This is a genomic window from Vibrio sp. SCP2, assembly GCF_059295395.1.
In genome coordinates, this window is record NZ_JCAFVV010000001.1 from 721,308 (window position 1) to 734,221 (window position 12,914).

Here is a 12,914-nt window from a genome sequence, read left to right on the forward strand (position 1 = left end):
ATGTCACATCTATAAATCTAGTCAGTTATTTTGCTTTTTGATTTTTCGATCTGCCTGCTAACCTCCTGCTCGCCTTGAAGTGAACTCAAGGTGCATAACTATAAGGAGTGTTCACTATGAATACCAAGAAACCGATGTCGCTAACCAGCCGCGTAATTCTAGGTATGGTTGCGGGTATCTTGACAGGATTTGCGATTCGCAGTCTCTTTGCTGACAACGGATTTGTCGATGCATATATTGTAAATGGATTATTTGAAGTCGGCGGCCAGATCTTTGTCGCTAGCTTGAAAATGCTTGTTGTCCCACTAGTCTTCGTTTCACTAGTTTGCGGTACAAGCTCTCTAAAAGACCTTTCTACACTGGGTCGTATGGGTGGTAAAACACTCGCGTTCTATGTTGCAACCACAGCGGTTGCCATCACTCTTGCCCTAACCATGGGTAACCTTTTCCAGCCGGGCGCGGGGGCAGACTTAACTGCTGCAAGCTCGTTTAAATCGGCGGAAGCACCCTCTCTTGGTCAGGTGATCATTGATATGTTCCCGACCAACCCAATTAGCGCAATGGCAGAAGGTAAAACCCTTCAAGTTATCGTCTTTGCTGTGCTTTTTGGTATTGCAATCAGCGCTGCGGGTAAACCGGGTGAACGTATTGCCTCTTTCTTCTCAGATCTCAATGAAGTGATCATGAAGCTTGTTGCTATCCTAATGAACCTTGCGCCATACGGTGTGTTCTTCTTGATGGCGAAGCTATTCACTGGCTTAGGTCTTGGCGCTATCGTCAATCTAGCTGAGTACTTCCTTGTACTAGCAGGAACGCTATTGCTGCACGGTCTGGTGACTTACAGTGTAATGCTAAAAGGCTTTACGGGTCTTAGCCCAATTACCTTCTTGAAGAAGATGGAAGATGCGATCATGTTTGCTTTCTCTACGGCTTCTTCAAATGCGACGATTCCAGTCACAATGGAAACAGCGAAGAACCGTATGGGTGTAGAAAACCGTGTATCTTCATTCACTGTGCCATTAGGCGCAACAGTGAACATGGACGGTACGGCAATCATGCAAGGTGTCGCTACAGCGTTTATTGCTCAAGCATTCAACATTGATCTTACTATGGGTGATTACCTAATGGTGATCATGACGGCAACTCTAGCGTCAATTGGTACTGCGGGTGTTCCAGGTGTTGGTCTTGTCATGTTAGCCATGGTGCTAAACCAAGTTGGTCTACCACTAGAAGGTATCGCTCTTATTATGGGTGTCGACCGTCTACTTGATATGATTCGTACCGCGGTAAACATCACAGGTGATAGTGCAGTGACCATCATTGTTGCTAAATCTGAAGGTGCGCTAGATGAAAATCGCTTCAATGACCCAATGGCGGGTGTAAAAGAAGAAGAAGTTCATCTCAAACACTCTGAAGTGTAATTTCAAATTCAATAATACCAACCCGAGAAATTTTATTTCTCGGGTTTTCTCTTTCTAGTCAAACAGTTTCTTTCCAATCCCTCAATCGTGGTCAATTTCTTCCCTTTGACCATACGCAAAACAGACATTTTCAAACCATAATTGACATAATTATTAATTAAACTTTTAGGGGAGTGATGTTTCATGAAGTTCAAGCATTGGTTTATATCGATATTTGCTGTTACAACTAGTCTACTGTGGTCGCAATTAGCGATGACAGCCCCCCCATTTAGTTCGCCACCAGGATTAGAAATAGCAAGTCAAGTCCAAGAAACATACGGGCCTCAACTCCTTGAGACTGAAGGTGTCGTTGGCCATGGTTTATCTATTGGTGAAAATGGAGTGGTCCAAATCGTTGTCTTCACCGAATTTCCAATGATGAAAGGTATTCCTAGAAACTTAAACGGTGTCAAAATCACTCCAGAGTTTACTGGTCGATTTTACGCTCTTGGCAGGTCGCCTTGCAGCGGCCCTCCATCTCAACGACCTGAGGAATGCTTTAGCGAGACCAGCGAAGACCCAACCTTAAGGTACGACTCCCCAATTCCTATTGGTGTGTCAGCTGGGCATCGAGATATTACAGCAGGTACATTAGGAGCTCGAGTTGTCGCAAAGAATCCCGACAGCACTACTGAAGGGCATGTCTACGCTCTGAGCAACAATCATGTTTTCGCTGATTCTAATGCTGCTTCAATAGGAGACCCTATTATTCAACCCGGAGACTTTGACGGAGGGTCTTCACCTAATGACGATTTCGCAACTCTTTACGCATCTAAAGATATTGATTTTGGTACAGGTTCAATGAATAAAATGGATGCAGCAATAGCACTCGTCAATGGTAGAGAGCTCGGGTTTTCAACTCTTAGTGACGGCTATGGAGCGCCAACGGATACTGTGACTGAGGCGATGCTTGGGCTCAAAGTACAAAAATATGGACGCACTACAGGATTCACTCAAGGTGATATCGATGCCATTGAAGTAACGGTCACGGTTTGCTACGCAGGAACTCTGAGCTGTACCTTGTCAGCTACTTTTCAAGAGCAGATGAGAATAACACCTGGAACATTCAGTGATGGAGGCGACTCCGGTTCACTCATTGTTACTCAAAATGGCAACAATCCAGTTGGATTACTTTTTGCTGGTTCTTCTTCATACACCATCGCTTCACCTATCCAGCCTGTTCTTGATGAATTCGGCGTTAAAATAGATGTAGACACTACCGTAGAACCTCCTACAAATTTAACTTTGACGACTAACGGATATAAGGTTAAGGGTGTACATTTCATCGACCTAGCCTGGAATAGTGCGGAAGGTAACTTCGTGATAAGAAGAAATGGAGAAGACATAGAGACAGTAGAGAATAGTGACGCATATACTGATGCTCCTGGAACCAAAGGTGGCATGACTTATACATACCAAGTATGCGAGACAATTGCTAATGTTTGTTCAAACTCTTCGACCGTATACTTTTAAGCATTATGACTAAACGAGAAAGCGGCAACTGGTCGCTTTCTTTTGTCGTAACTCATCGGGTGCGTGAAACAGTCAGCAAGACCTCAAAACAAAAGCCCCAGAAAAATTGTCTGGGGCTTTTAGTTGGTATTAGCTATACGTACAAATAACCTTGGTGAAGGTTATAACCCAAGCTTTGCAAGGTAAGCTGCTGAGCGTAAGTTTCTACGCCTTCTTGGATTATTTCGCATTCTGACATCTCGCCGATTTCAGACAGCATCCCTAGCAACCTTTGCTTAGCTTCGTTTGAGTCAATGTCACGAATAAATTCTTTATCAATTTTGAGGTAATCAGGAGAGATCTTTTGAACAACCTCAACATTGTTATTACCAGTGCCAAAATCATCGAGTGCTATCTTAAAACCTCGCTGTTGAAGCTTAGTGATATTGGCACAAATCTCCTTGTCGTAAGGCAAGTTGGAGTTTTCCGTCAGTTCCAACACCACCTCACTTGGCCGTAACCGAGATAGATGTTTTTCTAAGATGATATAGTTATCACCTAGCAAGGAACTAGGACAAATATTGATCCCATAGACTCCAGCTGAGCCCTTTCGATTCGCGTTCGCGATGACCTTAGCGAGAAGTATGGTATGAAAGGTTATAAGCCGATTTTCCGCCAAATTCTCTATGTACTGCAACGCTGAACGTTGCGTTACACGTGTTAATATCTCATGGTAAATCGTGGTTTTCTTTTTGGTGTCAACCACAGGCTCTAACTCATAATCAAGCAAAACCCAATCTTGGCAAAAACGAATAAACCTTGCGATTTTGCGCCAATACAAGGCAAGAGAAACAACAAAGAAAAGAGACACAATTTCAACCACTAGATTGCTCGCATAGAAGGAAACTGTGGTGCCACTATCGAGCACTTTTGTTTTAATTCGAATATCACCGGGTTGGCCAATGACGATCTCTTCTTCATTCATATACTGGATAACTAAACCATCAACCAGTAAAGACCAAAGGTTGTTGCTATACATACTCTCAACAGCTCGAAGAGATACCCTGCCAATCATCGTGGTATAAGTCTCATCGTTATCTCTAACGCTATAAATAAACTGCGGCAAATTGAGCAGCGAGTTAACATAATCCTCACTAAGCAATTCAACCGAATCTCTATCTACAAAACATGAATCAAAGGGCGAAACTAAAAGAGCTGAATCAAGATAGAGAGAATGGTTAAAAGCGTTCAGAGTTTCATCATCATGGCATCCAAGTGATGTTAACTCTTGGGCGACATGACCGATATTGCCTCGAAACTGTTCAACGATCGAGGTCAGTTGATAGATATGCAATGAGTAAAATAAAGAGGTTATTACTCCAACATACAACAAAACTCGGGCCGATTTTCTTAATAACATCATTTTGTAGGTCATCAAAAATGAGCCTAACATCAAAAAAAGACTCGGCTTGAAATCGCTTAATTTGAGATCAGTATTTTGGGGGGTCGTTCTTGTCGAGCGTGTAAGATCAACATAATAGCCTTTTTGGCATACATTCGATATCAGTCTCTTTTCATTAATACTTTGGCCATAACCCGTGGTTAAGCGCTTGAATTTTGATTGCAATCTCCGAATCGTTGTCTGCCACGGCTCCCTTTCACTCTCCCTACATTTAATGCTCCTGTAAGCACTATCGAGGTCGTTTAGACTAATCGGGTTATCTATAGAACTATTATTGATAAGAAATTCGAGTACAAAACGTTCTCTTTCATCAAGGTCAGTCTCACGCTTTTTATTATCATTTTCAACGCTATATAGCTGACTACCACTCAGAACCAAATCTAAGGAATTATCATCACATAGATTAAATGAATAGAACATCTATCCCCCAAAGAACAATACCTTACTGCATATAAATTTAAGCCAACAGCGATATCGTTGTATTTGATTAACCAACTAAATCATTTGTTTAAGAACCGTTGTATTCATTCCTTTCTTACAACCATGGTATGTATAGCGACTCAGTAACACTTAGTATGTTTCACTAAGATATCCGTCCATAACTTTCGTTTTCACACCTATCGAAATTAGGCTCAGTCCTATCTGATAGAAAACGTTAAGATCCAACTCAAACCGCCAGAGCAGCCAACCATGCAACTACTCGCGTGCAATATATCAAAGTTGAAACAAAGAAAAAGTAAAACCTCATGATAGAAACCAAAAAGTGACACCAATCTCACATGATAAACAGGCCTACATTTACCACCCATATAGTTAGTCATCAAACCATCTTTCTATGCATAGATTTATCATGGCTCTACTCAGAATTGAGACACATAGGAGATAAGCCAAACCATTTTGCTAGGTGGGGTAGTCTATGATGTGTATGGATATAAAAATGCCCCAAGAATTGATTACTCAAATATTGGGGCAGATTCATTATCTTGTTTATGATGTTTTCTATTTCGCTAACATGGCGACCTTTTTCAGGAAGCTATCTCTAAGGTGCTCTTGGTCATAATCGAGATGATAGGTATTGTGAAAGCCAATTTTTAGCTCGACACCATTACCTCGCATATACACATTGTACCCATCGTAATCAGAGAAGGCTTCAACACCTTCATAGATCTTGCCATGCTCAGTTGGTGAGCCGTTCGCCATCACCGTTTCGTAAGCTTGTAGAACCTTGGTTGGATCAAGTTCGTTCTTCATAGATCACCTCCTTTCCCTATCCAAACCTACGTAGTTTGTTTGAATAGCGATCGACTTCTTTCTAAAAAGTATGAGCGGTGATTGAGGTTTTCGCCATCTATAGTCTTGAGCCAAATCAAAACTCTAAGCGTTATTGTTTTCGCGAACTAGCTCTGCCAATGTTTTTAATCGTTGATCGCTATTCTTAACGTATGGGTTATCTTGATCCCATGCATACCCCGCTAAGATAGCGCTGATCATTTGCTTAATTCTAGGATTGGGGTTCTGGTAGAAGATAACATCTTGCAGAATACCGCTATACCAGCCTTCGACATAAGTTCGGAAAGTATTTACACCAACCATCAGTGGCTTGGCATACTCTTCATTCCAATCAACCTCTTGCCCATTTAATTGTTTCACCACGCACTCGGCAGCATACTGGGCCGACTTCATCGCAATGGTCACACCGGAAGAAAATACCGGATCAAGAAACTCTCCTGCATTGCCTAGCAGAGCATAGTGCTTGGTCGCGAGTTGTTTTACGTTTGCTGAGTATCCGCCTAGCTCTCCCGCAGGGTTGGGGTATTCTGCATTGGCAAGCAATCGGGCTAAACCAGACTCTTCACTCGCCAGTTGCTTAATAGCGGCAATTTTATCTTCCGGGTAGCGGTCGAAGAACTCAGGTTCCCCCACCACACCAAATGAACACACGCCATTGGAAAAAGGAATCAACCAGTACCAGACATCGTGATTTTCTGGGTGCACTGAAATTAGAATCTTGTTGCGGTCGTACTCTAACGCTTGCGGGTCAATGTTATCAACGATATGAGTAAAAATAGCTTTGCGTGGCGGAAGGCAAGAAGGCTCTTCAAGGTTGAGCATTCTTGGTAAAACTCGCCCAAAGCCACTCGCATCCAACACATAGTCTGCTTCAATTTGGTAGCTCTCACCCTGCTCATCTTTAACTGTCAGCAAAGAGCGCTCACCAACAAACTCAAGTTCAGTTAACTCATGCTGATAACGAATTTCTACCCCTTGAATCTCAGCGCTATCGGCGAGGACTTTATCAAAGTTACCTCGCTGTACTTGGAATGTGGTCCCTGGCCCTGAAGTAAATTTATCGGTGAATTCAAACTGGGTGTATACGCCATCGCGCCTAAACGCTGCGCCATCTTTGTACTGAAAACCGTATTGATTAACCGCATCAAGCATGCCGGCTTGCTCTACCACTTCCATACACGCGGGAAGTAGGCTTTCTCCGATAGAAAAGCGTGGGAACTGCGCCTTTTCAATAACAATTACGTTTATGTCCTGCGCGTTTAACAACGCAGAAACAGTAGAACCTGAAGGCCCTGCACCAACAACAACGACTTGGGTAATTTCTTTTTTCATAATTTTTATTGTGATTTTAGCTTGAGCAACGTATGGCCAAGACCAATATTATCGGTTCTTTCTTCAACGACTAAACCTGCTGCTTCAATGATCTCTAAGAAATCGTCGCTACGATAAAAACGGCTATTGCCATTGGCTAGGCAGGTAAAGTAGAGAGAAGTGGCATTCAAACTGAAAGAAGCGGCGTCGTATTTTTGCGCATCCCAGAACAACTCAAGAATGTAGATTGAATCGCCTTGACGAAGCTGACCTTTGACTTTCTTTAGGATATTCAAAATTTCCATTGGCGAGAAGCAATCTAAGAACTGGCTCATCCACCAAACATCGGCGCTTTCTGGCAGCACTTGTTGCTTATCAAGCATATTGGCAGGGTGTGGGTGAACTCGACTTGCAAAGCCCTGCTCTTTGGCATTTTTCATTGCCATCTCAAGCTGCTGAGGTAAATCAACAATGGTGATCTCAACATCTTGGTTGTAGTTACAGCATTGCATTGCCCATTTACCCGTGTTGCCACCAATATCAACCAGGGTTTTCGGTTGGCTTTTGAATACTTCTTCAAGTAGAACCGGGAATGAACGATCAGAATAGAAGTGATCAAACTTAAACCAACTCTCTTTTGCTTGTTCTGGCAAAGTCGACAGACCTTGATAGATGGTCTCCCAATCTCCTAGCTCCTTCAAGCCAGCAGGTTTACCTTCGACAATCGCCTCAGTGAGGTGCATCATCGCCGCGTAACAAACATCAGCGGTAAAATCCATGTTGGCATTGGTCATGCCATCATGGAGGATAAAGAAGCCTAAGTTTGCTAGGCAATAGTTAGGTTTTTCCCACAACACGATATTGGCGCTGATCGCCATATCAAGCAGCACCTTAACGCCATACTCAGAAACCTGAGTTTGCTGAGCAATTTCAACTGCATTTAGACCTTTATCGCCTGCTTTATCTAGTGCAGACAAAATACCTAAATCACGTAAAGTACGCGCTGTTTGGAACACGATTGGCGCAAATGATAGCTTTTGAGCTTCTGTTTTTGCTTCTAGAGCATTAAACGGGTCTTTGTTTTCTTGTACCACGAAAAACCTAACTATAAGTTGATTAAATGATTATTGTGCAGACGCTGTTTGCGCTAGCTGCTTCTTAATATCTACGTTTAAGTTGTTAATCCAACGATTGTAGTTACGGTGAATTTTGCCATCACCTGCTTTCAAGTTTTCTGAGTTGAGATAAATAATTGAGTAAAACTTGTCATTATATGGAATTTTTACTTCCGCATAATGCGAGCGAACGTGTAATTTCGCATTCAGTTCATTTGCAGAAACTTCTTCTACAACCCAACCGCGGTTCATGGCAGCTTGCATAATCGCCATCTTAACTTGTTTACTTTGAAGATTATAAGCAACTGGAGTATCCTCAACGTTCATTACTGGCTGAACGCGACCACAACCGACAAGTAGCAATGCTAGCAATACTGAGCTGAGTAACTTTAGTGGTGACATATTAATAATTCCTTATTAGGTGTTTGGTCTTTAATAGTATTTCGCTGTAAAAACGACAATTCAATATCTTATGCTAAATTCAGATATCAACATCTCATTTAACATCGACGCGTGGCTCGCGCATTCTAACGGATTCTCAGTGTCTCAAAACTGGGAAAGTTGGGCAAATAGCTTACAGTGGCCTGAAGAGGAAAAATTAATTACTTCAGCGATTCCACCCATGATGCGCCGCAGAATGAGTAATCTGAGCAAGCTTGCCGTTCAAACGACCATTGAACTTCTCAATGAGCACGAGGTCGATTACCTAGTCTTCGCTAGTCGTCATGGAGAACTGCACCGCAGTGTCAAACTTGTCGACGATATCTTAAATGGTGAAGAAGCTTCTCCGATGGCTTTTTCTCAGTCGGTACATAATACTGCGGCTGGCCTAGCCACTATCGCGACCAAAAAGCCTATTCCTCTTACCTCAATTGCCGCTTCAGAGAACACCTTCCAAAGTGCAATTATCGAAGCTTGGTTGTATTTAAACGATCATCCAAACAGCAAAGTATTGGTTATCGATTTCGATGAGCCACTACCTGATGCCTACAAAAAGTATGAAGACCAGAACTATCGCGGTTACGGCTTAGGACTTGTTGTTTCAAATGGCAACGGCTTCTCGCTATCGCAACATCAAACTAACGAGACATCAGCCCAAACACTGCCACAAGGATTAGAATTCATTCGTCATTTCTTGTCTAATCAAAGCCAATGGGAAATTAATTCACCCCAGCAAACATGGACTTGGCAGAGAAATTAATGAAAACATTCGATCAACATTGGCGTGTTTTTGCAACGGGGTTCTGCTTCTCTGTTTTTGGCCTTGGCGGCTTAACTCTGAGTTTCGTCGTAATCCCCGCAATTCACCTATTGACCAAAGATCAAACGGTTCGAGAGTACCGTGTTCAAGGTGCCATTCAGCGTTCATTCAATCTGTTTTGTAAACTGATGAAGTTCACTGGTGCGATTGATTACAAAATTGTCGGTGCTGAGCTTCTGCAACAAGACAGAAACTGCTTAATCGTTGCTAACCACCCAAGCCTGATTGACTATGTTTTAATTGCATCACAATTGAAACGCTGCGACTGCTTAGTTAAATCTGCCATTTGGGCCAATCCGTTTATGAAGCATATTGTTAAAGCGGCAGGTTACATTCCAAATGAAACGCCTGATGACTTGCTGGCAATATGCGAAGAGCGTTTTGAACAAGGCAACGTATTACTCGTTTTCCCAGAAGGCACCCGAACCACACCCGGAGTTGAGTCGAAACTCCAACGAGGTTCAGCACAAATCGCAGTGCGAACTGAACGAGATTTGCGCGTTATCCATATTAGCGTTTCTCCGAGCTTTCTCACAAAAGAGACAAAATGGTATCAAGTTCCCCCTACCAAGCCTTTTTTCCTTGTTGAAGTTAAGGATAAAGTTGAGGTTAAACCATTTATAGAGCAAACTACGTCCCCAACAATTGCCGCTCGCCGTTTGCAGCAGCATTTATCAGAGACGATCTTTCCAGAAAATTACTAGTGACAAGTAGGCCCAAGTGGAAAAACTACACAACGAAATAAAACAACTTATAATTGATGCACTAAATCTAGAAGATTTAACCATTGATGATATTGAGACAGACGCTCCACTGTTTGGTGATGGTCTTGGCCTAGACTCAATCGATGCGTTAGAGCTAGGTTTAGCGATTAAGAAGAAATATAACATTGTCATCGATGCGGATGATTCAAATACTCGTGAGCACTTTGCTTCAGTGAGTAACTTAGCGAAGTATATTTCTTCACAGATCAGTGAATAATCCGTAGGTACACCCATGACAGATGTAAATAAAGAACAGGTATTTGCTCAAGTAAAGGACGCACTTGAAGAGTTATTTGAGATTGATGCTGCGGATATCGTGCCTGAAGCGCACTTGTATCAAGATCTTGATTTAGACAGCATTGACGCTGTTGACCTAGTAGTTCACCTGCAGAACGTGACAGGCAAAAAAATCAAACCCGCTGAGTTCAGTACTGTGCGTACTGTCGAAGACGTGGTTAACGCAGTGACTGAGCTTCTTAAGGAAGCCTAATGCGCCAACTGCTGACAGTTCTGTCTGCACTTGTCCTGCTCGCTTATCCATTCGCCGTTTACTTCGGCATAGATAAATACGGCCTTTCCATGGTGGGGATTCTATTGATCGCCGCCTTGGGAGCACGCCTCCTGTCCGTACATCGTACCAAACTAAAAGAACTCAAATACGTCGCGCAAGTTACCGCTGTTACGGGTATCTCACTCGTTGGATTAGGTATCCTATTCAAACAACATGGCTGGTTGATGTTCTATCCCGTCGTTGTCAACTTATGTATGCTGGTTGTGTTTGCTTCTAGCTTGAAGCAGCCCCAGACCATCATAGAGCGCTTGGCACGCCTTCAAGAACCCGACCTACCTCAAAGCGGTGTTGATTACACGCGTAAAGTCACCATGGTTTGGTGTCTATTCTTTGTTCTCAATGGTTTGACTGCCCTATATAGCTGTTTCCAACCTATCGAAGTTTGGACACTATATAACGGGCTGATCAGCTACATTTTTGCTGGCAGCTTGTTTGCAATTGAGTGGGTTGTGCGTCAGTTTATTCGTAAGGATCACTCATCAAAATGAACCTAGTTAACCCCGAATTTACTTCGCTTGCTTCGCTTATGAACGCATCGCGCTTGAGTACAAAGCCAGTGGCGTTCGAGTCAAACGAAACTATTACATGGGGTCAGTTTCAACAAGATGTGGCTGAGTTTTCTCAGCAGCTATCGCAACATTCTGCAAAGCGCGTCGCTCTGTGCTTTGGTAACAGCTATCTATTTGCGGTCAGTTTCTTTGCCAGTTGTTATGCTAGTAAAGCAATCATCCTACCGGGTAATTACCAAACTCAAGCCATTGCGGAGCTTAATGAACATTTCGATCTCGTTATCCATGATGAGCAAGTCGTGGTAGCGAACGAACTGAAAGCATTAAAGATCAATCACAACACACGCGGGACGATCAAAGAAGTTTCCTTTGATGCGTTATCACTCGAACAGATCTCGATAACCTTGTTCACTTCCGGCTCTAGCGGTAAAGCGAAAGCGATCAACAAAACGCTTTTACAGCTTGCAACTGAAATTGAAATATTAGAGTCACTGTGGGGACAAACCTTGGTAGATACACGTATCGAAAGCACCGTATCTCACCAACACATCTATGGCTTACTGTTTCGCCTGTTATGGCCTTTGTGTGCAGGTAGGCCGTTTGCACAGTTCAATCTTGAGTTTCCAGAACAAATTGTCCACCACGCGGATGACAATACTGTCTTGGTTAGCAGCCCTGCCTTACTTAAGCGTTTGACAGAAGAGCATTCTAGCTCGCCACTACGCTGTGTGTTCTCCTCGGGCGGTCCCTTACCCCTAAGTGCAGCCAAACACAGCAATGAGTTGTTTACTCATCTTCCTATTGAAGTCTTCGGTAGTACAGAAACCGGAGGGATTGCATTTAGACAACAACAAGAGGCAACGACACCTTGGCAGTTGTTTCCGAGTGTAGAAGCAGAGCTAAATAGCGAAAATTGTCTAAGATTGCGCGCTCCGCACATTGCAGGCGATGAGTGGTATCAGACAGCGGATGAATGCCATTTCCATGATAAGGTGACCTTTGATCTAAAAGGGCGTACTGACCGAGTCGTGAAAATTGAAGAAAAACGTATTTCTTTGGTTGAAGTGGAAAAACGTTTGGAACAATTAGATTGCATTGAAGAAAGCGCGGTCATTCCAATGCAAGATGGGAACCGTTTAACACTTTGCGCAGTCATAGTATTAACCAACGCAGGCCAGCAAGAGGTGGAGCGACTTGGTAAAGGAAAGTTTTGGCTCTCTTTACGTAAAAGTCTGCGCGACTGGCTAGAGCCTATCGCGATTCCAAGAAAGTATCGCGTGCTAGATGAAATTCCGCTCAACAGTCAAGGTAAGCGACAAGTCGCTGAAATTGAAAAGCTATTCCAAGATTAAAAGAACATGGATAAAAGAAAACCAACGATAATAGATGTAAAGACCATAGACTCAGAAACGACTTTAACTTTTAAAGTGGATGCTGACATATTGGATTTTCGTGGTCACTTTACTGATTTCCCGTTGCTGCCGGGCGTCAGCCAAATCGATTGGGCGCTGTATTACGCCGTTGAACAGTTAAACACTCCACCGACCTTTAAAGGCATGGAAGTGATTAAATTCCAAGAGCCCATCTTGCCAGATATGACAGTAAACCTCGCGCTGAATTGGGATGAAACAAAGCAAAAGCTCGCCTTCAAGTACAGTTCACAACAAGATGAGAGGTTAGTTATCCACTCTTCAGGTAAAATGAAGCTAGGTCAGTAAC

At 43.0% G+C, this 12,914-nt stretch carries 14 protein-coding genes; 9 read left to right on the forward strand and 5 right to left on the reverse strand.

Annotated elements, in window-relative coordinates; all coding sequences use genetic code 11:
• Positions 1-116 precede the first annotated feature (116 nt).
• Together AC5O63_RS03470 and AC5O63_RS03475 are read left to right on the forward strand one after the other, a co-directional pair.
• Positions 117-1,421: a dicarboxylate/amino acid:cation symporter gene (locus tag AC5O63_RS03470; RefSeq protein ID WP_239851530.1), complete on the forward strand. Its 1,305-nt coding sequence runs from the start codon at positions 117-119 to the stop codon at positions 1,419-1,421.
• Positions 1,422-1,604: 183 nt separating this feature from the next.
• Positions 1,605-2,933: a chymotrypsin family serine protease gene (locus tag AC5O63_RS03475; protein ID WP_494503933.1), complete on the forward strand. Its 1,329-nt coding sequence runs from the start codon at positions 1,605-1,607 to the stop codon at positions 2,931-2,933.
• A gap of 133 nt (positions 2,934-3,066) precedes the next feature.
• On the opposite strand, the gene AC5O63_RS03480 is transcribed toward AC5O63_RS03475, so the two are convergent.
• The 5 genes from AC5O63_RS03480 to AC5O63_RS03500 all read right to left on the reverse strand — a co-directional run bounded on the left by AC5O63_RS03480 (position 3,067) and on the right by AC5O63_RS03500 (position 8,492).
• On the reverse strand, positions 3,067-4,794 hold the full coding sequence (locus tag AC5O63_RS03480) for an EAL domain-containing protein (protein WP_494503934.1): 1,728 nt from the start codon (positions 4,792-4,794) through the stop codon (positions 3,067-3,069).
• Between the two features lie 579 nt (positions 4,795-5,373).
• On the reverse strand, positions 5,374-5,625 hold the full coding sequence (locus AC5O63_RS03485; protein ID WP_004744637.1) for a DUF3081 domain-containing protein: 252 nt from the start codon (positions 5,623-5,625) through the stop codon (positions 5,374-5,376).
• Between the two features lie 123 nt (positions 5,626-5,748).
• On the reverse strand, positions 5,749-6,996 hold the full coding sequence (locus AC5O63_RS03490) for an NAD(P)/FAD-dependent oxidoreductase (protein WP_494503935.1): 1,248 nt from the start codon (positions 6,994-6,996) through the stop codon (positions 5,749-5,751).
• Between the two features lie 5 nt (positions 6,997-7,001).
• Positions 7,002-8,069, reverse strand: a complete 1,068-nt coding sequence (locus tag AC5O63_RS03495; protein ID WP_494503936.1) for a methyltransferase — start codon at positions 8,067-8,069, stop codon at positions 7,002-7,004.
• Positions 8,070-8,099: 30 nt separating this feature from the next.
• Positions 8,100-8,492: a hypothetical protein gene (locus AC5O63_RS03500; protein WP_239851536.1), complete on the reverse strand. Its 393-nt coding sequence runs from the start codon at positions 8,490-8,492 to the stop codon at positions 8,100-8,102.
• A gap of 70 nt (positions 8,493-8,562) precedes the next feature.
• Here AC5O63_RS03500 and AC5O63_RS03505 point away from each other — a divergent pair, with 70 nt between their 5' ends.
• The 7 genes from AC5O63_RS03505 to AC5O63_RS03535 are packed head-to-tail and all read left to right on the forward strand — an operon-like array spanning position 8,563 to position 12,913.
• Positions 8,563-9,291: a beta-ketoacyl synthase chain length factor gene (locus AC5O63_RS03505; RefSeq protein ID WP_494503937.1), complete on the forward strand. Its 729-nt coding sequence runs from the start codon at positions 8,563-8,565 to the stop codon at positions 9,289-9,291.
• Entirely contained in the window at positions 9,291-10,055 is a 765-nt protein-coding gene (locus AC5O63_RS03510; protein WP_272787967.1) for a lysophospholipid acyltransferase family protein, read from the forward strand. Before AC5O63_RS03505 ends, AC5O63_RS03510 begins: the two co-directional genes overlap by 1 nt.
• A gap of 16 nt (positions 10,056-10,071) precedes the next feature.
• Entirely contained in the window at positions 10,072-10,332 is a 261-nt protein-coding gene (locus AC5O63_RS03515; RefSeq protein WP_004744631.1) for a phosphopantetheine-binding protein, read from the forward strand.
• A gap of 15 nt (positions 10,333-10,347) precedes the next feature.
• Entirely contained in the window at positions 10,348-10,605 is a 258-nt protein-coding gene (locus AC5O63_RS03520; RefSeq protein ID WP_171320567.1) for an acyl carrier protein, read from the forward strand.
• The gene (locus AC5O63_RS03525; protein ID WP_494503938.1) at positions 10,605-11,174 is read left to right on the forward strand and encodes a COG4648 family protein; all 570 of its coding nucleotides are present in this window, start codon (positions 10,605-10,607) and stop codon (positions 11,172-11,174) included. The genes AC5O63_RS03520 and AC5O63_RS03525 overlap by 1 nt, the downstream gene beginning before the upstream one ends.
• Entirely contained in the window at positions 11,171-12,547 is a 1,377-nt protein-coding gene (locus tag AC5O63_RS03530; protein WP_494503939.1) for an AMP-binding protein, read from the forward strand. The genes AC5O63_RS03525 and AC5O63_RS03530 overlap by 4 nt, the downstream gene beginning before the upstream one ends.
• A 6-nt stretch (positions 12,548-12,553) precedes the next feature.
• The gene (locus AC5O63_RS03535) at positions 12,554-12,913 is read left to right on the forward strand and encodes an ApeI family dehydratase (RefSeq protein WP_239824031.1); all 360 of its coding nucleotides are present in this window, start codon (positions 12,554-12,556) and stop codon (positions 12,911-12,913) included.
• Position 12,914: the final 1 nt, after the last annotated feature.

What these genes read in the sequence shown, in the direction of transcription:
- AC5O63_RS03470 (WP_239851530.1), top strand. Translation starts at nt 117, where the DNA reads ATGAATACCAAGAAACCGATGTCGCTAACCAGCCGCGTAATTCTAGGT.
- AC5O63_RS03475 (WP_494503933.1), top strand. Translation starts at nt 1,605, where the DNA reads ATGAAGTTCAAGCATTGGTTTATATCGATATTTGCTGTTACAACTAGT.
- AC5O63_RS03480 (WP_494503934.1), bottom strand. Translation starts at nt 4,794, where the DNA reads ATGTTCTATTCATTTAATCTATGTGATGATAATTCCTTAGATTTGGTT.
- AC5O63_RS03485 (WP_004744637.1), bottom strand. Translation starts at nt 5,625, where the DNA reads ATGAAGAACGAACTTGATCCAACCAAGGTTCTACAAGCTTACGAAACG.
- AC5O63_RS03490 (WP_494503935.1), bottom strand. Translation starts at nt 6,996, where the DNA reads ATGAAAAAAGAAATTACCCAAGTCGTTGTTGTTGGTGCAGGGCCTTCA.
- AC5O63_RS03500 (WP_239851536.1), bottom strand. Translation starts at nt 8,492, where the DNA reads ATGTCACCACTAAAGTTACTCAGCTCAGTATTGCTAGCATTGCTACTT.
- AC5O63_RS03505 (WP_494503937.1), top strand. Translation starts at nt 8,563, where the DNA reads ATGCTAAATTCAGATATCAACATCTCATTTAACATCGACGCGTGGCTC.
- AC5O63_RS03510 (WP_272787967.1), top strand. Translation starts at nt 9,291, where the DNA reads ATGAAAACATTCGATCAACATTGGCGTGTTTTTGCAACGGGGTTCTGC.
- AC5O63_RS03520 (WP_171320567.1), top strand. Translation starts at nt 10,348, where the DNA reads ATGACAGATGTAAATAAAGAACAGGTATTTGCTCAAGTAAAGGACGCA.
- AC5O63_RS03525 (WP_494503938.1), top strand. Translation starts at nt 10,605, where the DNA reads ATGCGCCAACTGCTGACAGTTCTGTCTGCACTTGTCCTGCTCGCTTAT.
- AC5O63_RS03530 (WP_494503939.1), top strand. Translation starts at nt 11,171, where the DNA reads ATGAACCTAGTTAACCCCGAATTTACTTCGCTTGCTTCGCTTATGAAC.
- AC5O63_RS03535 (WP_239824031.1), top strand. Translation starts at nt 12,554, where the DNA reads ATGGATAAAAGAAAACCAACGATAATAGATGTAAAGACCATAGACTCA.